Genomic DNA, 23,071 nt, shown 5'->3' with positions numbered 1-23,071 from the left:
CTGGCAGCGGTTCTCCCATACGCCTATCCTACCTCTCCTTTTTTCCTCGTCTATTCTTCGTCTGTCAGTGCTGGTGAGGTAAGGGGGATACTTTCAGCAAGCTGCAGACAGCTAATGTTTCCGCAGTATTTACGGTCAGTCTACCAAGGGCAGACACTGAAACGCGGGGCAGGGAGGGTTCGCCGCCCTCCGCATTCAGAACGTGGGTAGGAGGGAATACGGTCGGTCTACCGTTTACCAGCCATGACAGCACGAGCTCCTTAAGCATCCGGGTCTACGGTCAGTCTACCAAGAGCAGACACTGAAACGCGGGGCAGGGAGGGTTCCCCGCCCTCCACATTCAGAACGTGGGTAGGAAGGAATACGGTCGGTCTACCGTTTACCAGCCATGACAGCACGAGCTCCTTAAGCATCCGGGTCTACGGTCAGTCTACCAAGGGCAGACACTGAAACGCGGGGCAGGGAGGGTTCCCCGCCCTCCACATTCAGAACGTGGGTAGGAAGGAATACGGTCGGTCTACCGTTTACCAGCCATGACAGCACGAGCTCCTTAAGCATCCGGGTCTACGGTCAGTCTACCAAGGGCAGACACTGAAACGCGGGGGCAGGGAGGGTTCGCCGCCCTCCGCATTCAGAACGTGGGTAGGAGGGAATACGGTCGGTCTACCGTTTACCAGCCATGACAGCACGAGCTCCTTAAGCATCCGGGTCTACGGTCAGTCTACCAAGGGCAGACACTGAAACGCGGGGCAGGGAGGGTTCCCCGCCCTCCACATTCAGAACGTGGGTAGGAAGGAATACGGTCGGTCTACCGTTTACCAGCCATGACAGCACGAGCTCCTTAAGCATCCGGGTCTACGGTCAGTCTACCAAGGGCAGACACTGAAACGCGGGGCAGGGAGGGTTCGCCGCCCTCCGCATTCAGAACGTGGGTAGGAGGGAATACGGTCGGTCTACCGTTTACCAGCCATGACAGCACGAGCTCCTTAAGCATCCGGGTCTACGGTCAGTCTACCAAGGGCAGGCACTGAAACGCGGGGCAGGGAGGGTTCGCCGCCCTCCGCATTCAGAACGTGGGTAGGAGGGAATACGGTCGGTCTACCGTTTACCAGCCATGACAGCACGAGCTCCTTAAGCATCCGGGTCTACGGTCAGTCTACCAAGGGCAGGCACTGAAACGCGGGGCAGGGAGTGTTCCCCACCATCCACATTCAGGACGTCGGTAGAAAGGAATACGGTCGGTCTACCGTTTCATAGGGTAGGAAAAGGGAACTTCCCTATTTGAACAAGAATCCCTCGTTACGGGCATTCTCATTTGATCATGGACGATTGTCACGCTCCAGTGCCGCTATAGCTAACTCAAACGTCTCCGCAACTTTTAAACCTAATTTGTCTGCGAGCTCATAAAACCGTTCTGCGTGTTCATTTGTAGTCTTCACACTCACTACGCGATGTCGTCCAGTTCGATACGCTCTTGGTTTCCTCATGCCTTGATTAGATTGAGCCTTGCCTGCGGTGTTTTCGGGCTCGGATACACTTTCTCTACTGACAAATCGGGATCCTTCCGAGATCCGGTCAATCTCCTCAGGCGCGGGCCTTGTATCTTTGTTTTTCGGTGCGGGCTTGAATTTGGAAAGATCCATAGCTCCACCCTTTTGCGGATCCGAAAAGATGCTTGTGCGTGATTTCATCGATCTATGTCCTGTCCGCTGGATAGTAATTCTATCACTTCCCTAGCAAGGGCTTCGATATTCGCTGCGGCACTTGGGAGATTGCGCGCATTTTTGGGATCGAGAGTACGAATAGTACCTCCGAAAGAAAAAATCGCCCTGTATGCATCACGCTCATGAACTTGAACCGAGAACACAGGTACGCCGTTCTCCCGGAATTCCGCTTCAATAGCAGATAAAGTCCTCGGTCGTATTGCTGCGCTTGTGCAGGTAAATAAGATGGCACAGGGAATGTTGATTCTAAATGCCTCTTCCTGCTGCCTGACCTCTCTAACAGCAGAAACAGCTTCAACAGCGTCGAGGGCTGAACCTCTCGTAGGGATGATTACAAGATCCGCACGGCTCATTGCATAAGGTACCATTCTTGACGCGGTACCTTCGAGATCTACTATTACAAACGAACTTTCCTCTGCCTCGTGGTCAATCGTCTTTATAATAGTCCGTTCGGTGACGTCTTCAATCACCTTTAACGTCTCCGGTTTTCCAGGAAGTGATGCCCAACGAGCAACCGGCTTATTTGGATCAGCGTCAATTAGAGTTACGGAGGCACCGTTATGTGCGAACTCCGATGCCAAGAGAATAGCTGTCGTAGATTTCCCTGCTCCACCTTTCGGAGAAGCGAAGACGATAGTTGGCATTAAGGTTCTCCAAAATAGTATACTGCATGGAAACGGAAGACCTTCGGTATACCTATCATTCCGCTTGCAGACGAACATTACGCCTCCTCTTAGCTGCCTTGCTCGGGTAGGTCAACGGTATACCAATGGTAATTCCGTCTTTATGAGAGTGTTTTTGGCTTAACTGGGGGAGGGGAGGGAAACAAGGTTGCGCCTGTTCGGTCGACATCAACTTTCGCAGCAGGATAAACTGCTAATGCTAGTCCCAAATTATCTAAAAAGCCTGTGCGGAAATGGTCCATACGGGCAACGCCTGGTCCAAATTGTAATTTTAAGGCCGCCCAAGTAACGGGTGTCGGTTTTTTTAAGACGTGTAAGCGATACGCTAGCCAGCAATAAATATCCAAAGCTTGGGAATGACCATTTAGATGCCTAATGGCGGCCTCTTCTATCGGAACAGGGTGGCGTTTTAATTGCTGAAAAAAATTCTCGGACAATTTTACTGCGTCAAGGAATGACGTTGGTTTCCCTGTCGCATCGTCGTACTCAGTGATCATTCCTGAGTCGATGATATTTTGATTTAGGAATCCTGTGCTATCGGCAGTTTTTATATGAAAGCTTAGACGACAACGCGCAATCCGCTCGGCTTGATCACGAACGTCTGCCACTGCCTTTCCTCCGATGGGAATGCCCATGCGATTCAACCATGATCGGAGACTTTTCCCTATCTCGATTTCCCGGCTATTTGTCTTAAGTGCCTCGGTCTGAAGATAAAGCATAATCAAACGGGCTTTACTTCCATAGGGAACTCCTACGTATTCAGGCTCGGCATCTTTCCCGGGTCTCCGTCCCGGTTCAACGAGCAGCGTTACGTGATCGCTCTTTACTTGCCACGCAGCGCTCGACTTAAGTCTTCTATGCGGCAATGCAGCCTGGGCCCAACCAGAATACAAGAAGCCAATGCCAAGTTCTTCGCTCGACATATACCCACTCGCGATGTCGATCACGCGTCGATCTATATCGAGCTGAAGCGCGCCTTGGCGCCCTATCTGCTCTATAATTCGATGAACTTCAGCCATGCCTATCTCTCCGACGTGGAGAGTATGACTAAAGCTAGTTAATCTGTCTCCGTGAACTTTACCGGGGAACGGAAATGCTTTGGCGCGGCTGTGCACTTTAGAGGGAAAAAGCTTAGTAGAAGATATTAGTTTATATATTAGTTTGTCCCGTTAAAGTGCACAGGACAACACGGAAGAGTGCCGCTTTTAGCGTATCGCTCTCCGGAAAAGTGCACACTTCCGACGCTAAAGTGCACACCTTGCCCGCAAAAGTGCACGGGATAGCCAAGATATCTTACCAGTTCCGAGCGATTCTTCTGCCCTCGCGGACGACCCCGCTAAAGTTCACACTTGCGCGGCTTAAAAGAGGATCGAAAAGATCGGGGATCTCATCGCAAATCCCGGTAAAGTGCACATTTGGATTCATCCTTGGCCCAATCAGAACCGACTGCGCCCTGGATGCTTGGTCATGGCGTCCTCTACCTCGATATATTTTTCCACCACGCCGAAGGTCTGGTGCCTAGAGAAACGCTTGAGCGACACAAGATCGGTGCCATCCCGCGCTCCTGTGGTGATTGCTCCGCGTCGCAGGCTGTGCCCGCTGAAATCGCCTGTCAGTCCTGCATCCAGGCAGCGCTTCTGAATGATGCGAGCCACAGACCTGTCAGACAGCGCCTCTGAACCCATGGCGGGCAGGGCAGGGGGCTGACCGGCCTCGGCGGCAGGCGGAAGCCACACGCGTCGAAAAACCGGTCCCTTGGCCTCTTTCAGTCTGGCCGCGCGTAGCCAGGCCTCGTAAGCCCGGACCGGGCAGAGACCGGTAATCCCCCTCGGGATCGCCACCTCGACACCCTGACTGGTGCGATCGCCTTTGGACCGGTCCAGCCGGATACGCATCCCGTCATCATCGAGCGCCACATTCTCCAGGCACAGCGCCGCCACTTCGGACCGTCGGAGGGCGCCGGCAAAGCCGAGCAGAAGAATGGCCCTGTCGCGGACGCCCACGAGCTCGGTGCTATCGATCTGCTCAATGACCTCACTCAACAGATCCCAGGTCAGTCCCTTGACCTGACGGGACGCACTTCCCGTCGACGTCCTGCGAATACCCGCAACAGTTTCGGACACAAGGGCATGGGAAGTCGGGACGGGGACCTGAGCGATATGATGCAGATAGCGCAGTGCGGCACGGTGCAGATCCACCGTGGCGGGTCGCTTCTTCTGGAGCGCAAGATCAGCCAGATAGGAGGCGACGTCCTCGCTACGGGCGGGCAGGGCAGGGAGCCCATGTCCTGCCGCCCATGCGCACCAGGAGCGCACGGCCGAACGGTAGGTCCGCCGTGTGTTTACCGCCTTCGCGGCGCGGGAATAGGTCTTCGAGGCGCGCTCCGCCGTCACCAGCGTCCCATCATAGTCGGGCAGAGCCTCATCGGTCAGAGCATCGAACCACTGCAGGACCGCCGCAGACTGCTGACCCAGAGGAGAAGCCAGAGGGGCTAGTGTGATCTCCTGCGATCCTGCCTTGCGCCGCTTGATCGCTTTCGGTTTGAACCAGGCGACGAAGACGGGATCGGGTTCGAGATCCAGAGCGATTGCAAGGTCGTGCCCGGAGGGCAGGGTGGTTAGGTGGGCACTGGCGATGGCCAATGCCTCCTCGGCCGTCTCAATATTGGTGGACAGGACCGTGTCTTCTGCAAATTGGTTATGCCGGTATTCGATGCCGCGAATGACCAGAGACAGGTGAGGGGAGAAGCGACCGGTCGACAGGAGCGCGACAGAGTTTTCCAGACTGCCGGCAGGAAGCTGCTGTCGGGTCTTCTGGTCCAGCCGGTCCAGGAGGGCCTCACGGGCAGCCTTTGCCGAGCCTGCAATGTGAATATGGCTGAGCATAAAAACCTCCGTGAAACCTGAACCTACTCCTTCTGATAGCACAAAGCCCGGGTCAGAGCAGGGCGCCCGAAACGGCTTAGCGTGCGGGGGTGGACTTTTGCTGCAATGCGTATGCAAGCCGGTGAGGGAGCGCACCGCTGTCACCGAGGAAGAGAAAGTCTGCGCTGACGCCATGCGCCAATTTCAGACGATACAGCGCATAAGGCGAGGGGTAGCTGTCTCCTGCCATCCAGTTCCGAAGCACCTGCTTTGAAACCCCCATAGCGGTGGCGGCATCAACATAGGGCAGGGGAAGGGCATCAAGGACCTGCCGCAGACGCTGACCGACATGTCGTTGATGATCGGACTGAGGTTCCAGAGACGAGTTCATGGCCGCCAGCTTATGCTGTTCCGCCACTGCCAGCCAGTGGACACAGGAACAAACCCTGTCTAACGCAGACCGGAAATGTGTTAACGAAGACTGAATGCCGATCCGACCGGAACTGAAGCCACTTTACCCCTCAAACTGGCCCGAACTGAGCCGACAGGTGCGGTTCGAGCGGGCAGGAGGGATCTGTCAGCGCTGTGGTCGGCCGCATGGACATCGCCTTCAGGTGCTACCGGGTGGCCGATGGAAGCATCCGGACACGGGGCATTGGTTCAATGGTCGGGGCAGGCGGGTCTCACCTCCGGACCTGATCGAGCATCTGCAAATACGACAGACGAAAGTGGTTCTGGCGGCGGCTCATCTGAATCATGATCCCACCAGCAACCGGCTGCGCAATCTGCGCGCGCTCTGTCAGCGCTGCCACCTGCTGCACGACCGGATGTATCATCTGGCCCAACGACGCCTGACCTTGCGACGGCGCCTGGCGCTCGGGGATCTGTTCGAGGGGCTGTATCGGGCCGGGATCACACGCCTGGGGCTATAGAAACCCTGATCGGCGTATGATCCGGCGTTCTGAGCGTCAGATCAGGCAGCTGCCTCGAACGTGACGTTCGCGCTCGCGAGGCGAGGGTAGCGGCGGATCACGCCTTCTGGGCTTTCTGCATGCACCAGGATCGTGTCCCGTCCTTCCTGGAGGAACGTCTCCAGAGACGCGTCGTCACGAACACAGTGAACGAAACCCTGGTCTTCGGCACGGGCGAGGGCGCGGCTGTCACCATAAAGAACTCTGGTCATGTCTGCTTCTCCAGTCTGAGACCTTGATGATGCAGCGGAAGAAACCCGCTGCCAGACAACGATATCGCGGATGGTTGTGAGTGCAGTATGGGTGCTGCTCTCGCGCAAGACGCCGCATAAAGCCAATAAACGTCAAAAGCGGTTAGAAGACGACTGCAGCTTGTTCGCTTAATAGGCCTAAGAAAACTGGCAGCTTTGGGGGGATTGTGTTGAAAAAGTCATGTTGAGGTGTCTGCTCAGGATTTTGTATGCAATTGCGAATGAAAATTCTCCATGATTACAGTGCTCTATACGTTATGACATCGAACCTAAATGTCGAGTGCAAACTCCAGTGGGACTTTTTCAACACAATCGGGGGATAGTGTTGAAAAACTCATGGTGAAGAGTGGAAGTGTTGCCAAGCCACTTCGACATAAGTGCAGCTTTCTTGCCTCAGGTGGATAAGGCAGGCGCTCCGGGAGGTATCAGTTTCGCCATTTTGCGGAGATTTTGAGCAGCTGCGGCGAGATGGAACTCATCACGGGCACCGTTTGGTCCTCTGAGCCTCAACCGATCGATCTTCAAAATGCGCTTGAGGTGAGCAAACAGCATTTCGACCTTCTTTCGTTCTCGTCTGGAGATAATATAGGCGTCGGTTAAAGCAATGTCGCGGGCCAGATCACGAGCGCCTTCATGAATAGAGCGCAGAACCTTACGATTGGGCTGATTGGGGCAGCATTTTGGTTTGAGAGTGCATACGTCGCACGCCAGTTTCGACGAACGGTATCGAAGTAGGTTGTCGGGAGGGGCATTTGGTTGATCCGAGTTGATCTTGCGCCACTGCTGCTTCAGTTGCTGTCCTCCAGGACAGATGTAAAGATCGTGCACGTGGTCATATGTGAAATCTCGCCGTTCGAAAGTCCCGTCCTGCCGGGCAGATTTGTCGAAGACCGGAATGTGAGGTTCGATGCCACGCTCATGAACCAGCCACGCAAGATTTTCAGCGGATCCATAAGCTGTATCCGCAGCAAGCCTTTCGGGCCATATTCCAAATATTTCCTGCGTACGCTCTATCATTCTGCGTTGCGCCGTAACCTCGGCCTGTCGGATGGCTGTCGTGGTTTCTACATCCATGATGACAGCCGATTTAAGGTCGATCAGGTAATTTGTGCAGTAGGCATAATAAGCAAGGCCACCGCTTGCAGCGTTCCAACGTGCCGCAGGATCGACCGGAGAGATATATTTTGGTTGCACGGGCGTAGCAGACCCAAATGCAGCATCGTCCAGCACCGAGAAATACTCCCGCACAGCACGTTGGGCTGCCTCGATCGGCAGTTTATCTGGGCTCGGAACACTGCGCTGCCGATTAGCGTCGGCCTTGATCGTGCTGGCATCGACCGCAAAGCCTTCACCGCCCACCAGCCCCTTGGCGAAGCAGATCACTCTCCCGGAAGCGTCCGTGCCGGTTTTTCGAGAATGTCGAATGATCAGGCACAGGGCCGTTGAGACCAAGGCCACAGAACCACCGGTAGGCCAGGTTAAGATGGACTTCTTCACATAGCCGCCGCTCGGACCGAATACCCATCACGTAGCCAACGATTAACATCCTGATGATCAGCTCGGGATCGATTGAAGGCCGCCCCGTGCCGCTGTAAAATGGGCGAAGATGCTCACGCAGGCCGTTCAGATCGACAAAGCGATCAATTGAACGCAAAAGGTGGCCAGCTGGCACATGATCTTCAAGACGGAACTCGTAGAACAGTGCCTCCTGTATTTTCGTTCGATCACCCATCATTTGCAGGTTCCTCCTGCGAAGAGTGAATCAGTGCTTCACTCTCAAAGCAAGCGCGACTTTTTCAACACTATCCCCCCTGAACTGCCTGTCCGCTCACGGAATGTGAAGTGGACAGGCGGCAGACGCCCTCATGTCAGACAGGTCATCGGCGTGACAATGTCTTTCATAACAGACGCGGCTGATGGAATTAATCGGATGGCTTTAAAGGCCTCCGCAAGTCAACGGTGTAACATATTAGTTCGAGAAACTCGTGATGGTTTAGTGAGTTGCTTGACCAACCGTCTTAATCATAGTTATTCATCAAAGAGCTTGGGAGGCGTTGAGCCATAGTGGGTCAACTCTATTTGATTATTCACTGTCTGGGTACATGAATTGGAAACGTCGGCTCTTACAGTGGAGGAAGTTCGCATCATACAGGCGAAGGCTGACTTCCAAATGGCCCTCAGCGCGTTCGATTTTATTTCAGAGGTTGGTCCCGAAGAACCGATTTCGCGGATCGAACGTCGGCGCCTACGATGCTTTGAGGACGCGGCTGTCATCGCATACTGGCGACCATTCTCCGCCTCAAAAGGGCTGCCAACGATCAGCTTAAAGCGGCTGGGCATCACGGCTACCATTGAGCAGTTGGCCCTTCACGAGCGACTGAAGGAAAGGCGCAACAAGGTCATTGCTCACACGGATGTTGATCGTATGCGTCTTGCGTTCAGCACATTCAAAGTGTTTGAAGATTCGGAAATCATGCTGCCTCAATATGATTTCGACGATGCGTTAGAATTCTACCCGGACCTGGATGCATTAATCCTCTGGCTGCGTACCCTGCGTCAGGCCGCTGGGAGAGCGATTTTCAAGCGAGTGCAAGGGCGGCAAGAAATTCGTTTCAAGTATGACTATACCGACCAAGGTTAGGCGAAGGCCCCTCATTAGCCGCTTTTGCAGAGCGGCGGCTTTCCCGTAGCCGACCTTCCACTCCCCCTATAACCGCCGTCAGCTCTCCGGAATGTCCAACTGGAATGTTGGGAATTCCAGAGCCTCGATAACATTTTTCAGGTTCTGCACGTCGATGGAACTCGTGTAGTTCATGGTTCCTTGGCTGCGGTGTGAGGCTTCGTGTCCCAGCACCCGGTCAATCTAGAGCTCGCGGAAGCTGGCGTTCTGATTGCGCAGCTTCGTTGAGACGGTGTGCCGGAAGCTGTGGAACGTAATTTCCGCCGGAAGGTCGAGCTTCGTCTTCAGTTTTGAGAACGCCTGCCCAAACGCAGCACCCCTGACGCCTTCACTTGATGTAGGAAGGTCGGGAAACAGGAAATGTTGCTCCGGTTTCAAAAAGCTCATGATGCCCGCTTTGATAAGCTGGGAGTGGATGGGAACGAGCCTCGTGCCTGCAACAGACTTTGGAGACCATCCATCTTCCGGATGTGGGCGAACATGGAAGCACGCCATGCCTTGGATATTCTCAATGTCTTGGCTGCGCAGATTACAAATTTCTCCCAATCGTAAGCCTGTATAGAGAGCGACGTTGACCATCCCCGCATAAGTCCTGCGGGAGATGCCGCGATGCTCCCATTGTGCCTGTGTCAGCAATGACAGCTCTTCATCGGTCCAGCAGCGTCGTTCTGTCTTTTTGCTCGTATTGAAAGACCATTGCGACCACGGGTTCCTAGCAACGATTTCGCGTTGAACGAGTACGGACCAGAGAGACGATAGCCGAGAGAAGTGGTTCTTCACGGTCTTACCGCTGACCGTTTCAAGCCCTTGCTCTTTGGCCGCTTCAACTGCTTTTCGAATGGGTAAACGGTTTTTGGATTTCCCATGTGTCGTAGGGAGCCCAAGGAGCAAATCGTGAAAATCTCCTGCGGTCGTTCCCGTCACCTGATTAACGGGCAGGTCGCCAAAAGCCTCGATGAACAGGTCGAGCGTTGTTTTCGTTCCCTTTATCGTGTCTGCGCTTTTACTGGCATCACTGAGGACAAAGCGTTGAGCCATCGCGCTAATGGTCTGGGCTTTGGCCTTTTTACGGCTTTCTTTAGTCGGAGACGGCAAGGCTTGAAGCGGTTCGCTTTCCGGCCCCTCTTCGTCAGAGAGGGCTGGCACTGTCGTTAAAGCGCTGCCTGAAGCTTTGATATCGACGACCAGTTTGCGAAGCCCCGCAATTTCATCACGCAGCATCGCCTCACGAGTTTTGGTCACGGCTATATTCACAGCCTGTGTTTGCCTCAGGGCAGCGAGGAAGGTGTGGGTCTGTTCGAAATGCCCTGCAATGACGTCCAGAAAACTATCGACTTGCTGCGTGTAGGCTTTTGTCCGGAGCGCCTGTTGAGCCATTTCGACCTCATGTTTGGCCTCTTCTTCTTTCAGCCGGACGTTGTGATAGTTTTCCCAATCCTTCACGAATTGCTCGTAAAAACGGATGATATCGACAGCGGTCAGGGCTTTTTGTGTTGGCTCTGTCGTCATGCGCCGAATCTCCTGAAAACACTGGCCCGTTTTGGCGTACAGCAGAGCCGCTTTTTGCCGTGCGACAAGCTTACTGGAGGTTTTCAGGGGATGCGAGACTTCGCCTCGTCCCAGCCAAGAACGCAGGTCCAGAGGGACAGAACGCCTAAAATAGTATTGCGATCCGACGATTCGCAGCATGCGCCTACCTTTCCCATTCTGGGAAAGACTGTGGGATAAACGCCCACTTTAACGCCGAGGCGCGTTTTTCTCTGTATTTTCAATAAGTTAGTGGTGCGAGCTGCGGGACTCGAACCTGCTCCCCAAGATTTTTGGGGTGTTGGGAGGCTCTCAATTTCAGCAGAAAACTGCGGATATGACGCTCTTCTCAGTAAACATTATGGAGAACAAGTTTGGAGAAAAACTGAGGTCCGTCAAGGGTTCTGTTGTGATGGTCATACTGGCGTGAAGAGAGGCGCGTCTCATTTTGAAATCATTCCGGGGAGCTGCGGGTCGCTTCGGGTTTGTGTGCGGGATAATCCGTCATGTCGGGTGATGGATAGATTGTGCTTCTATCAATCATATTTTGTAGTTAAAGTGATTGATAGAAGGTTGGGGTATCGATCATGCGTTGGAATTGGCAGCGTCCGGACTGGCCGCAGTTTCAGTTTGAGACAGGTCTCTTGCGTGAGGCTGAAACGCAGTTCCTGAAAGGTTCGGGCGTTGTCGTGGGCGCGATGCAACATCTGGACAAAGATGCCAGTCAGCAGCTCATTGTTCAGCTGATCTCAAAAGAAATGGTCGAAAGCTCTGCCATTGAGGGTGAGGTTCTTGATCGGGCGAGTGTGCAATCTTCGATTGCCCGCCAGCTGGGCTTTGCTCCAGACAAGCGGCGCTCCACGCCAGCGGAGGCTGGGGCTGCGGAATTGATGGTCGATCTCTATCGACATTATGCGGCTCCTTTAACCGACCAAATTCTGTTCGACTGGCATGCCATGCTGATGAATGGTCGCCGTGATCTGGACGTCATCGGTGGATATCGGACGCATGCAGAAGCCATGCAGATTATCTCAGGCCCTCTCCACGCCCCACATATTCATTTTGAAGCGCCGCCGTCGAAAAATGTGCATTCTGAGATGGCGGGGTTTATTGAGTGGTTTAACAGAACGGCCCCAGCCGGAGCGGAGCCTCTCCCTGCTATCGAACGGGCGGCGGTTGCACATTTGTGGTTTGAGACCATCCATCCCTTCGAAGATGGGAATGGCCGTATCGGACGGGCTCTTGCTGAGAAAGCATTAGCGCAAAGCCTTGAGGCCCCGACTCTTACGGCACTGGCTGCAACCATCAATGCACACAAGAAAGCCTATTATCTCGAATTGCATCGTGCCAGCGAAACCAATCACATTGATGCGTGGATGGGGTGGTTTGGAAATGTCGTTCTGGAAGCCCAGTCTCGGACGCTTCAGAATATTCGTTTTTTAATTGAGAAAACGCGGTTTCTGGATCGCCTCCGTGACAAGCTGAACACGCGTCAGGAAAAGGCTCTGCTTCGGATGCTGGCAGAAGGGCCGGACGGCTTTCAAGGCGGTCTAAGCGCCCAGAACTATCGTTCGATCACAGGCGCCACATCTGCCACGGCAACGCGTGATCTGGCCGATCTGGTGTTTCTCGGGGCCCTTAATCGGACGGGAGAAAACCGCTATGCACGATATTCTCTTTGTCTCGGGTAAACAGGGTGTTTGCCGTTCCGCCGTAGAACAATAGTGGAGGTCATCGCATTTATGGACGCTGACAATCTGACAGGGCTTATCGGATATCTGAAGCAGGATCAGTGGCAATCCTGTTTTGAAGAAGTGTTGGGTGAGCATCTGGGACCGGCTTTAGAGGCGGCGGATATCAGCTTCGAAGACCTGGGAGATATCTTAGGGCAGGGTGCGGCAATGTCACTCTGGGGCTGTGCCTTCGAAGATTTCTTGGGACAGGACTGGGATAATGAAAATTTCGTTGAGGTCTATCTGAAACGCCGGGGCTGGAAAGAAGGTCCACGTAAAAGCGCTTATATGCGGGGCCTCAAAGAGGCCGTCATGAGCCTGTATGAGGTTTCGCAGATCGTGCCTGGTCAAAGCATGATGGTGCGTGACCTGTTGCGGGGTGGTGATCCTGTTCTGGTTCATGAACGCTCAGCCACACAGTCCTTGAAGCCTTGGGAGCGCATCGCGGCACGCCTTGTTCCCGAAGACGGTAAAATGGTTTTGGCAGGGAGTCTGTTGGCATATTCGCCGCAGGCCTGCGAAGATCTGGCTGAGAATTTGCGCGATGTTCTCAAGCGTAAGCGAGGTCAGGCTGAGTTTCCAAAGATCAAAACAGAGGTGCTCCGTGATCTGGCTCCGGTCTTTACGTTGACCTGGCTCTTTAGAACCATGGAAAACATGGTGAGCGCCTCCGAGCCACCCGTTCTGTTTAACGGCGATGGCGAAGACCTGGTCTTTCATGACGTATGTTTTCCTCTCAGCAAGGGAAGCACTCAGAAGAGCATTGCCGAGGTTTTGAATACGATCTCCTGTTTGCAACATGCGGGGCGCATGATCTGGAATTGGACGCGTCAGGCGGGTGACCATGTTCCTGAGGCCCATTCTAAGGCAGGAGACAGCAAAGCTCAGTTTTTGAGTACGACGTTGGATGATGGTGGTCTTGTTCTGGGGAGCTTGGAACTGAAAGGCCGTCAGCTGAGATTGCAGGTCAACTCAGAAACGCGGGCTGAGCAAGGCACGGCTTTACTCCGCAACGCCTTGGGCAGTCTGATTGGATCTCCTCTGACACAGATTATGACCGCTGAGCAGGCTTTAGAAGAGCAGCGGACCTCTGGCCGAGGGGACGTGCTTGAAGACGAGATCCCGCTTGAAGAAGAGGCGGAAGTTTTGGCTGCTGTTCTGGAGCAGCATTATCGCCGTGTTCTGGATGAGGTTGTTCCGGGGCTTGGGCATGTCACGCCGAGGCAGGCTGTTAAAACAGCGGCGGGGAAGAAGAAAGTCGCGGCATGGTTGAAGCAGATTGAAGCCACGACAGCAGGCTTGGGGCGTGAGGGGGCAGGAGCCTCTTTCAGCTTTGACTGGATGTGGGAAGAGCTGGGTATCAAGGGGCTGCGGAAGTGATAGGCGTTGCTAACATCGACGATTGTTTCAGATTATGGCACGTCTGGAGCCTCTATCGTTGACGTGCCTCACGTCGCTGCGTTCTTACATCTTTTCTACCCCGCGTGTTTACAGGCCCTGACTCATGAACCACCAAGAGCTTTCCTCATTTATTTGGTCCGTCGCAGACCTGCTCCGTGGGGATTACAAGCAGTCTGAATACGGGCGGGTTATTTTGCCCTTCACAGTGCTGCGCCGTTTGGATTGTGTCTTAGAGAAGACCAAGTCAGCTGTTGTCGATGAGTTCAAACTCCGAACCGCTGCTGGCATGAGCGATCCTTCACCCTTTTTGCTGCGCAAGTCAGGTCAGTCTTTCTACAATACCTCTCCGCTCGATCTTGAAAAACTGGTGGGCGACCAGGACCACATTCGGCAAAATCTGCTTGCTTACATTGAAGCTTTTTCACCAGAAGCGAACGATATTTTTGCACGGTTTGATTTTGCCAGTCAGATTGAACGCTTGGCCAAAGCGGACCTCCTGTATCTAGTAACGGAGAAGTTCACCGAAATCGATCTGCATCCTAATGTCGTTGATAACGCTCAGATGGGACTGGTCTTTGAGGAACTCATCCGAAAATTTGCGGAAATCTCAAACGAAACCGCTGGTGAGCACTTCACTCCGCGTGAGGTCATTCGCCTCATGGTCAACCTGATCTTCATTGAAGATGATGACGTTCTGACATCTGGAAAGGCTGTCGTCCGCACGGTTTACGATCCTACCGCAGGTACCGGTGGCATGCTGTCGGAAGCGGGGGAATTTCTCCATGAACATAACCCGGCTGCCCGTCTTACAATGTATGGGCAAGAGTTAAACGATGAGTCCTACGCCATCTGTAAGGCGGATATGCTCATTAAGGGCCAGAACGTCACCAATATCGTGGCAGGGAATACCCTGTCTGAAGATGGGCATGGCGGGCAGAAGTTTGACTACATGCTCTCCAACCCACCTTTTGGTGTGGAATGGAAGAAGGTCCAGAAGATCGTCACCACGGAGCATTTGGATAAAGGCTTTGATGGTCGCTTTGGACCGGGTCTTCCGCGTGTGTCTGATGGGTCTATGCTGTTTCTCATGCATCTCCTCAGCAAAATGCGACCGGCACAGGACGGCGGAAGCCGCTTCGGGATTGTTCTGAACGGTTCGCCCTTGTTCACAGGTGGGGCTGGCTCTGGGGAGTCAGAGATCCGTCGCTATGTTCTGGAGAATGATCTGGTCGAGGCGATTATCGGCCTCCCAACAGATATGTTCTACAATACTGGCATTGCGACCTATGTGTGGGTTCTTTCCAATAAGAAACCGGCACAACGCAAAGGATTTGTGCAACTCATCGACGCTTCCAGCTTCTGGCAGAAGATGCGCAAGAGCCTTGGCAGCAAACGCAAGGAAATGGGTGACGACCATATTGCGACTGTTACCAATTTGTTCGGGCATTTTGTTGAGGCCCAGCAGGCGACGGTTCTGGATGCTGCGGGCAAAGAGGTCAGCCGTTCCATCTTGCGTGATGGCGAGATTGCACCGGAGGCGCCAACGGGAGGCAAGGTAAAGCTGGCCCCTATTTCTCGTATCTTCCGCAACGAGGATTTTGGCTACACGACAATCACAGTTGAGCGGCCGCTTCGTGATGAGCAGGGCAAGATCGTGCTCGGTGTCAAAGGAAAACAGAAAGGCAAGAAGCAGCCTGATAGTGCCTTGCGTGATACGGAGAACGTCTCGCTCTCGGACGATATTGGGGCGTATTTCACCCGTGAAGTTCTGCCTCATGCGCCAGATGCGTGGATTGATGATGCGAAAAGCAAAATCGGCTATGAAATCCCATTCAACCGACATTTTTATGTGTTTGAACCGCCGCGTGATCTGCGTGAGATTGATGCGGACCTGAAGGCTGTTTCTGCCAATATTATGAAGATGCTTGGGGAGTTGGCAGAATGAGTTTTCCTGCTTATTCCGAATATAAAAATATTGGCATTGAGTGGCTTGGACGTGTGCCTAAGCATTGGCAGGTTGCTCCGTTGAAACGTGGCTATAACGTACGCCTTGGTAAAATGCTTCAGACAGAACTAAAAGGCGTAGATGACGTTCAAGGCAATTATCTTCGGGCCGCAAATATTCAATGGTCTGGGGTTGATATATCCGACATTAGATCTATGTGGCTTTCTCCTTGGGAGCGAAATCAACTTCGTCTTCAAAAAGGAGACTTATTGGTCAGTGAAGGTGGCGACGTTGGACGCTCTGCAATTTGGGAAGATGAGTTACACGAGTGTTATTTTCAAAATTCAATTAATAGAGTTAGATCAAAAGAGAATAACTATACAAGATTTTTATACTACTGCATTTTAACAATAAAATCAAAAGGCTATATAGATATTATATGCAATAAATCGACCATTTCTCATTTTACGGCAGAAAAATTAGCCGAAATTCCCGTAGTATTCCCCCCCCTCGAAGAACAAACCGCCATCGCGGCGTTTCTTGACCGCGAGACTGGGAAGATTGATGCGCTGATTGGGGAGCAGGAAAAGCTTCTCACGTTGCTGGCGGAGAAGCGTCAGGCCACCATCTCACACGCCGTCACCCGTGGCCTCAACCCCAACGCCCCAATGAAAGATTCCGGTGTGGCATGGCTCGGCGAAGTACCGGAGCATTGGGATATCCAAAGAATAAAAGATCTTACATCAGTAATTTCTAAAGGAACCACCCCCACAACTATTGGACGATCATTTTCTGAGAGTGGAGTACGATTTCTAAAAGCTGAAAATATTTTCGATTCAAAAATTCAAACAACCCCTGAAAACTTTATCGACGAAGACACGCACCTGCTGTTGAGTAGAAGTAATCTGTTATCTGGCGACGTTCTGATTGTAATTGCAGGTGCAACAACGGGAAAGTCGGCCATTGTCAATGATAGTATAGTCCCATGCAATACAAATCAGGCAATCTGTTTTATTAGGCCTAAAAAAAATAAATATACTGAAGTAATGCAATATTGGATTCAATCTAGAGGAGTGCAAAATTTTATAAAAGATATGGCGGTTCAATCCGCTCAGCCAAATCTTTCTATGGAAGATTTGGGTAACATTCATATTGCATTTAGCTCGGACTCCAAGGAGCGATTAAACATCAAAAAATATATTGAAAATCATGATATTCACATATCAAAAATTTCTAAATTAATAGAACAATCTATTGCTCTTCTCAAAGAACGCCGCAGCGCGCTCATAGCCGCAGCCGTTACGGGTAAAATTGACGTCCGCAATGCAGTTCCTCAAGGAGAAGCTGCATGACCGGTATTCAGCTTTTTCGCCTCTCCAACGGCACGGCAACCGAATTATCCAGTCAGGCTGTCAAACTGGAACGAGACCTCCAAACCCTCATCGAAGCCAATATGGCGACCTGCCTTGGCGTGCGTTTTCTCGCTAGTGAATACAAAACCGGAAAGACCCATCGGGGGCGTATCGACTCTCTTGGTCTGGATGAAAATGGCTGCCCGGTTATTATTGAATACAAACGGCACAGCAATGAGAATGTCATCAATCAAGGGCTCTTCTATTTAGACTGGCTTCTGGACCATCAGGCTGAGTTTCGCTGGCTGGTGATGGAGACACTCGGCAAAGACGCTGCCGATCAGATTGAATGGACTGGCACACGTTTGCTCTGTATCGCCGCTGATTTCACGCGATATGACGAATATGCGGTCCAGCAAATCCCAAGAAATATCGAATTGCTGCGCTACAAGCTGTTTGGAGATGATCTGCTGCTTCTGGAACTCGTCAACTCCCAGAGCGTGCCAGATGCAACGGCGGTAAAAGTTGTAACGTCTGATGTTGTGACGGCTACGCCGCAGCCGAGGTCTGCGAATGGTAAAGACAAGTCTGTCACAGAATGGCTCGATATGGGCTCCGAGGACTTCCGGGCGCTTTACGACCAAACCGTGAGTTATTTGAACAGTCTCGGCGACGACGTTCAGGAAAAACGCCTTAAGCTCTATACGGCGTTTAGACGTTTGAAGAATTTTGCCTGTATTGTCGTGCAGGCTAATCGTCTTTTGGTAACGCTCGCGATTGATCCAGCAACCGTCACGCTGGAAGAAGGCTTTAGCCGCGACATGACGAGTGTCGGTCATTGGGGCACTGGCGATTTAGAGCTTGCCATCCGTACGCTGGAAGATCTGGAACGGGCCAAACCCCTCCTCGAGCGTAGTTACCGCGAGAGCTAAGTATTTCCAATTTTTCCGGGCTTTATTGAACGAACAGGGCGATTGATGAGCACGCTGCATCAGGAACATCACTTCGAGACCGAAATCTGCCAGAGCCTTGTCAAGAAAGGCTGGCTCTACGCCGAGGGAGATGCTGCGCAGTATGACCGGAAAAATGCCCTGTTCATGCCTGACCTCCTGGCATGGATTGAAGATACTCAACCCGAGAACTGGGAACGCTTAAATAAAACGCATGGTGCTTTGCTGAAGGAGCGTTTGGCAGAACGCGTCAGAAAAAGCCTCAACGAACGTGGAACGCTCGATGTGTTGCGGCGGGGCGTGGAAATGCTCGGCCTTAAAGAGCCGTTGATGCTGGTGCAGTTCAAACCTGCTTTGGCGATCAATCCCACAACCCAAAAGCATTATGAGGCTAATCGCCTGCGTGTTGTTCGGCAGGTGCGTCATTCAGTGAATAACCCGCAAGACGCGGTCGATTTGGTTTTGTTCGTCAACGGCATCCCTGTCTCAACAGCAGAACTGAAATCCGACTTCACGCAAAGCGTTGGGGATGCGGTAGACCAGTATCGCTTTGATCGTAACCCATATCCCAAGGGTAAGCAGAGCGAACCGCTCCTGAGTTTTCCGGGTGGGGCATTGGTCCACTTTGCCGTCAGTCAGACCGAAGTCATGATGACCACCCGCTTGGCGGGGCCTGCAACATATTTCCTGCCATTCAATCGGGGCAATCATGGGGGAGCAGGGAATGAACCTAACCCCGAGGGTTTTGCGACCTCATATTTGTGGGAAGATGTCTGGGCACGGGAAAGCTGGCTCGACATCTTGCACCGTTATCTCATCGGCAAGCGTAATGAGAAAAAACAGCTCAAAAGTGTGATTTTCCCTCGATATCATCAGCTTGATGCCACGCGCAAACTTGTGGCCGATGTGTTGGAAAAAGGCGCTGGCGAGCGCTATCTCATTCAGCATTCTGCTGGGTCGGGTAAGACCAACTCGATCGCGTGGACGGCCCATTTTCTAGCAGATTTGCATAACGCAGATCACAAGAAGATTTTCGATAGCGTGTTGGTCGTCTCAGATCGCACCGTGCTGGACGCCCAGCTTCAGGAAGCCATTTTCGACTTTGAACGCACGCATGGTGTTGTAGAAAGCATTACTAATGAGCAGGGCAGCAAAAGTACCCAGCTGGGACAGGCGCTTAAAAGCGGCAAAAAAATCATCGTCTGCACGATCCAGACTTTTCCCTTCGCCTTGAAAGCCGTGCAGGAACTCGCTGCGACCGAAGGCAAGCGCTTCGCTGTGATCGCGGATGAAGCCCATAGTTCGCAAACCGGCGAAGCTGCTTCCAAGCTCAAACAGCTTCTCTCCGCCGAGAAGTGGGCGGAATATCAAGATGGTGGCGAGGTTGATACGGAAGCCCTTCTGGCTGCCCAGATGAAATCACGCACAGACTCAAGCGGGCTGACCTATATCGCGTTTACAGCCACTCCGAAGCAGAAGACGCTGGAGTTGTTCGGTCGCCCTGGCCCGGACGGAAAGCCTTTACCATTCCATGTGTATTCGATGCGACAGGCAATCGAGGAAGGCTTCATTCTTGATGTTCTGAAGAACTACACGACCTATAAAATGGCCTTCAAACTGGCGCATAACGGGCAAGAGTTTGATCAAGTCGAGGTCGAACAAAGTGCGGCGGTGAAAGGGCTGATGCAGTGGGTTCGCCTGCATCCCTATAATATCAGCCAGAAAGTTCAGGTGGTGGTTGAACATTACCGAGAAAATGTTCAGCCCCTTCTTGATGGCAAAGCCAAAGCTATGGTGGTGGTTGCCAGCCGAAAAGAGGCCGTACGCTGGCAGAAGGCTATTCGGGCTTACATCACCAAGCAGAATTATCCGCTTGGGGTGTTGGTGGCGTTTTCTGGTGAGGTTGCAGACCCAGACAGCTATCCCGATCCAGTGACGGAGAACAGCAAAGACCTTAATCCGGGCCTCAAGGGACGAAATATTCGGGATGCCTTTGCAGAACCGAATTATCATCTCCTGCTCGTTGCCAATAAATTTCAGACGGGCTTTGATCAGCCTCTTCTGTGCGGCATGTATGTTGATAAAAAGCTTGGTGGCATTCAGGCGGTTCAGACGCTTTCCCGCCTGAACCGTTCTTATCCGGGTAAGGATACAACGTATATTCTGGATTTCGTGAATGAGGCTGGGGACATCCTCAATGCGTTCAAGACCTACTACGAAACAGCCGAACTTGAGGCCACGACAAACCCTGATTTGGTCTTCGACCTACGCTCGAAACGACCTACGCTCGAAACTGGATGCCGCCGGATGCTATGATGATTTTGAGGTCGAACGCGTTACGAATGTAGAACTCGACCCGAAAGGAACCCAGGCCCAACTTCAAGCGGCCATAGCCCCCGTCGCTGATCGCCTGTTAAAACGCTACAAAGCAGCGCAGACTGCGAAATTAGAGGCCAGCGCACAAAAAGATGCCGTTGCGATTCAAGCAGCACAGGACACTTTAGACGCGCTTATTCTCTTCAAAGGGGATATGGGAGCGTTCATTCGACTGTATGCGTTCTTGTCGCAAATTTTCGATTATCAAAATACCGATATTGAGAAACGCTTCATTTTCTATAAGCGCCTCATTCCTCTTTTGGATTTTGGGCGTGAGCGTGAACAGGTCGATCTTTCCAAGGTGACACTCACGCACCACAGTTTGCGCAATACAGGGACGCAGCCGCTCAATCTCAATCATGGGGACACGCCTAAACTCCCTCCAATGGACGGCGTTGGTAGCGGTTCCGTTCAAGACAAACAGAAGGCGCTCTTGGAGGAGATCATCCAAAATGTGAACGGCCTCTTTGACGGCGAACTCACAGATAATGATCAGCTTGTTTATGTGAATGGCGTTATCAAAGGAAAGTTGCTCGAAAATACGATGCTCATGGAGCAGGCTATGAATAATAGCAAAGAGCAGTTTGCCAATTCACCAGATCTAAAAATGGCCCTTTTAGACGCTATCATGGATGCGCTAGACGCTCATCAAGTCATGAGCAATCAGGCCCTTGAATCTGAAAGGGTGCGCGATGGCCTCAAAGACGTTCTGCTTGGTCCTGCACAGTTGTATGAGGCATTGCGGGAGCGTTCCGATGCACAGCGGGCGAGCTTCCATCCGTAGAATAGCTCTGCCTATGGGGAGAGCGAACCAGAGAGCCTTTGAGAGTATGGCAGCGGATGGGGCACCATCTCCTGTCGGCTTCGATCCTGCTCCAGCGCTTTGAGTGCTGCTGGCAAGTCGCCTCTCCGTTTATACGCTGTGATGGAGGCTTTGGTCGCCTTTGATACTGAAGCAGGTGGTTGCCACACATCGCGCAGTCTCTCCATCCGCTGCTCTGCCTCCTGTCGTACGGGTTGATGGTCTGCAACCAGTCCAAGATAATTTTACGCCGCTTTTGTTCTGCTTCTCGTGCGTATTTCTTCAGAAGATCCCGACATTTGTGCTTATCGACCAAGATAGCCAGCATGTCATGACGGGCATGAAGAACAGCACGTTTTGCCTGCTCCCGCTCATCGGGAACAGGCAGCTCCAGTGCAGCTGGTGGGTGCGTCGTTAAGCCAAGACGGTAGAGAATATATTCGAAGAGATAGCGCAGGATTTCCCCCAGATTAGCTGCGGCCTGCCGTAGTCGTTCTTCATCTTGTGAGAGACGTTTTCTCTGGAAGACCTGCCATCGCAGGGCGCGTGCCTCATTCAGGCGTTCTCGGGCTGCTACAAATTCTTGGCCTGCTGCATTTAGTTTGCGCCGTAACGTGGCGATATCTTGCATCAAAAGATCGGCCTGCTCGTCGACCGATAGAAACCTCTTGTCTTCCAGCGGATGCTTTTTCTTCAAGATTGCCTGAGAAGCTCTGAAGTCTTTCTGCCACGCCTCGAGATAACGACAGAAGCCGTCGGGCAAACGATCCGGCTCAGCCCAGGACAAAATTTTAGGCGTGTGACCTTTACGCTTCAGCGGGACGATCTGTGCATCCCCTGGGGGAGAGGAGGGTTCAGGCGTTTTTGCCGCTTTGGATGGAGACGAGAGCTTTAAGAGTTTTCTTCTATTCTTTGCCGTTGAGCCCTCTTTCTCCAAAAACTCCCGAAAGTCCTTCATCCTGACTTTCGTCAGCCGTGTGAAGGAACCGATCAGCATTCCATTCTGAGTTTCGATGATATGAGTATCCCGACGCCCGTCTGTGCGATCCCCTGATTTCATACGCCAGTTCTTCGTCGCCAAAAGCTGTCGAAAGACTGTCAGGTCATTGTCTGAGGCTTGCCAGAAGCTTAGAATTTCCTGTCTTGCTGTCGGGAGGTCAAAATCTTGCCGCTCCGTTATCCTGCAGGCTTGCGATGTATAGGCTGCAACAGGGCGGGCAGACCTGTCTTCAGGCGCAAGGGCTGCAATTCTGTCCGCAGCGTCGTGGTGATCTTCTGCTCTCAACGCCTTTGCAATAGCGTGATCATGCCGTCCGGCGACCAAAGCATGCCCTAGCCGGATTTCCTCAAGTCGAGCGATTTTCTCAAGCCGTTGCCAGGAAAACCGGCTGCTCAGCACATGATCTTCCTGCCATTCGGGCAAGAGGAGATGGCCGTGTGTGCTGCCATCTTTCTTATGGATCACAAGAGTTATACGGCTGGGATCAGCAGATAGCTCTGTACAGATGCGTTCCGCAAAAGACGCCAGCTGTTCATCAGTCATGGAGACTGCGGGATTGAAGGCAATATGCCGCAGACCATAGCGGATATCTTCACGTCGTGCCTCTTTCATCCAGTCTCTCAGGAGGTAATCGCTACCGGACAGAATGCGGATGGCTTCATTCTTCTGACCAGACAGGACATGCCTTGAGACAGCCTGATGTCCGCTCCTGGTTTTGATTCGGCTTTCCTGAACAATCATGGCGTCGCACCTGCGAAGACCTGATCCCCGGCTCAGTGCATGAGAGGGGCGGAAGCAGGCCGAACCCTCTG

The 23,071-nt window shown here is 52.6% G+C and carries 17 protein-coding genes and 2 pseudogenes; 9 read left to right on the top strand and 10 right to left on the bottom strand.

The genetic code is table 11. The annotated features are described in order from the left end of the window. Positions 1-1,319 precede the first annotated feature (1,319 nt). The 5 genes from AC3B6F_RS12315 to AC3B6F_RS12295 all read right to left on the bottom strand — a co-directional run bounded on the left by AC3B6F_RS12315 (position 1,320) and on the right by AC3B6F_RS12295 (position 5,662). On the bottom strand, positions 1,320-1,691 hold the full coding sequence (locus AC3B6F_RS12315; RefSeq protein ID WP_141354685.1) for a hypothetical protein: 372 nt from the start codon (positions 1,689-1,691) through the stop codon (positions 1,320-1,322). After that, the gene (locus AC3B6F_RS12310) at positions 1,688-2,368 is read right to left on the bottom strand and encodes a division plane positioning ATPase MipZ (RefSeq protein ID WP_489824579.1); all 681 of its coding nucleotides are present in this window, start codon (positions 2,366-2,368) and stop codon (positions 1,688-1,690) included. The genes AC3B6F_RS12315 and AC3B6F_RS12310 overlap by 4 nt, the downstream gene beginning before the upstream one ends. Before the next feature lie 140 nt (positions 2,369-2,508). Further along, complete coding sequence (locus AC3B6F_RS12305; RefSeq protein WP_194263241.1) at positions 2,509-3,426, bottom strand: replication protein RepA; 918 nt, start codon at positions 3,424-3,426, stop codon at positions 2,509-2,511. Between the two features lie 417 nt (positions 3,427-3,843). Further along, a complete protein-coding gene (locus AC3B6F_RS12300) occupies positions 3,844-5,292 on the bottom strand; it encodes a site-specific integrase (protein WP_489824578.1) in 1,449 nt (482 codons plus the stop codon). A 76-nt stretch (positions 5,293-5,368) separates the two neighbouring features. Next, entirely contained in the window at positions 5,369-5,662 is a 294-nt protein-coding gene (locus tag AC3B6F_RS12295) for a helix-turn-helix domain-containing protein (protein WP_489824577.1), read from the bottom strand. Positions 5,663-5,756: 94 nt separating this feature from the next. Here AC3B6F_RS12295 and AC3B6F_RS12290 point away from each other — a divergent pair, with 94 nt between their 5' ends. After that, positions 5,757-6,203, top strand: coding sequence for a hypothetical protein (locus AC3B6F_RS12290; protein WP_489824576.1), 447 nt, complete (start codon positions 5,757-5,759; stop codon positions 6,201-6,203). 41 nt (positions 6,204-6,244) lie between these two features. On the opposite strand, the gene AC3B6F_RS12285 is transcribed toward AC3B6F_RS12290, so the two are convergent. Together AC3B6F_RS12285 and AC3B6F_RS12280 are read right to left on the bottom strand one after the other, a co-directional pair. Beyond that, positions 6,245-6,454: a hypothetical protein gene (locus AC3B6F_RS12285; RefSeq protein ID WP_489824575.1), complete on the bottom strand. Its 210-nt coding sequence runs from the start codon at positions 6,452-6,454 to the stop codon at positions 6,245-6,247. 432 nt (positions 6,455-6,886) lie between these two features. Further along, a pseudogene (locus tag AC3B6F_RS12280) lies at positions 6,887-8,228 on the bottom strand (transposase). A gap of 435 nt (positions 8,229-8,663) precedes the next feature. On the opposite strand from AC3B6F_RS12280, the gene AC3B6F_RS12275 reads away from it, so the two are divergent. Further along, complete coding sequence (locus AC3B6F_RS12275; RefSeq protein ID WP_489824574.1) at positions 8,664-9,134, top strand: hypothetical protein; 471 nt, start codon at positions 8,664-8,666, stop codon at positions 9,132-9,134. Positions 9,135-9,356: 222 nt separating this feature from the next. Here AC3B6F_RS12275 and AC3B6F_RS12270 read toward each other — a convergent pair whose 3' ends face one another. Beyond that, positions 9,357-10,682 carry a tyrosine-type recombinase/integrase gene (locus AC3B6F_RS12270; protein ID WP_489824586.1) on the bottom strand — a complete coding sequence of 442 codons (1,326 nt, stop codon included), beginning with the start codon at positions 10,680-10,682 and terminating at the stop codon, positions 9,357-9,359. Between the two features lie 12 nt (positions 10,683-10,694). Further along, positions 10,695-10,862 (bottom strand): annotated as a pseudogene (locus AC3B6F_RS12265) (DUF6538 domain-containing protein); the annotation flags it as partial. Between the two features lie 425 nt (positions 10,863-11,287). Between AC3B6F_RS12265 and AC3B6F_RS12260 the strand changes: the two are divergent. From AC3B6F_RS12260 to AC3B6F_RS12230, 7 genes are all read left to right on the top strand, one after another. Then, the gene (locus tag AC3B6F_RS12260) at positions 11,288-12,391 is read left to right on the top strand and encodes a Fic family protein (protein ID WP_489824573.1); all 1,104 of its coding nucleotides are present in this window, start codon (positions 11,288-11,290) and stop codon (positions 12,389-12,391) included. A gap of 51 nt (positions 12,392-12,442) precedes the next feature. Next, positions 12,443-13,813, top strand: a complete 1,371-nt coding sequence (locus AC3B6F_RS12255) for a DUF7986 domain-containing protein (protein WP_489824572.1) — start codon at positions 12,443-12,445, stop codon at positions 13,811-13,813. 124 nt (positions 13,814-13,937) lie between these two features. Further along, positions 13,938-15,779 carry a type I restriction-modification system subunit M gene (locus AC3B6F_RS12250; protein ID WP_489824571.1) on the top strand — a complete coding sequence of 614 codons (1,842 nt, stop codon included), beginning with the start codon at positions 13,938-13,940 and terminating at the stop codon, positions 15,777-15,779. Further along, positions 15,776-17,131 (top strand): restriction endonuclease subunit S, encoded by a 1,356-nt coding sequence (locus AC3B6F_RS12245; RefSeq protein ID WP_489824570.1) that lies wholly within the window; start codon positions 15,776-15,778, stop codon positions 17,129-17,131. Before AC3B6F_RS12250 ends, AC3B6F_RS12245 begins: the two co-directional genes overlap by 4 nt. Continuing rightward, a complete protein-coding gene (locus AC3B6F_RS12240) occupies positions 17,128-18,063 on the top strand; it encodes a DUF5655 domain-containing protein (protein WP_489824569.1) in 936 nt (311 codons plus the stop codon). Before AC3B6F_RS12245 ends, AC3B6F_RS12240 begins: the two co-directional genes overlap by 4 nt. A gap of 45 nt (positions 18,064-18,108) precedes the next feature. Next, positions 18,109-20,397, top strand: a complete 2,289-nt coding sequence (locus AC3B6F_RS12235) for a type I restriction endonuclease subunit R (protein ID WP_489824568.1) — start codon at positions 18,109-18,111, stop codon at positions 20,395-20,397. Then, a complete protein-coding gene (locus AC3B6F_RS12230) occupies positions 20,312-21,241 on the top strand; it encodes a hypothetical protein (RefSeq protein WP_489824567.1) in 930 nt (309 codons plus the stop codon). Before AC3B6F_RS12235 ends, AC3B6F_RS12230 begins: the two co-directional genes overlap by 86 nt. Here the strand turns inward: AC3B6F_RS12230 and AC3B6F_RS12225 are convergent. Next, the gene (locus AC3B6F_RS12225; RefSeq protein ID WP_489824566.1) at positions 21,156-23,000 is read right to left on the bottom strand and encodes a hypothetical protein; all 1,845 of its coding nucleotides are present in this window, start codon (positions 22,998-23,000) and stop codon (positions 21,156-21,158) included. The genes AC3B6F_RS12230 and AC3B6F_RS12225 overlap by 86 nt on opposite strands. Positions 23,001-23,071 lie beyond the last annotated feature (71 nt).

Source organism: Gluconobacter sp. ESL1110, assembly GCF_058107395.1.
Note: the sequence above shows the minus strand (reverse complement) of the source record. Positions and strands in the feature narration are given on the sequence as shown.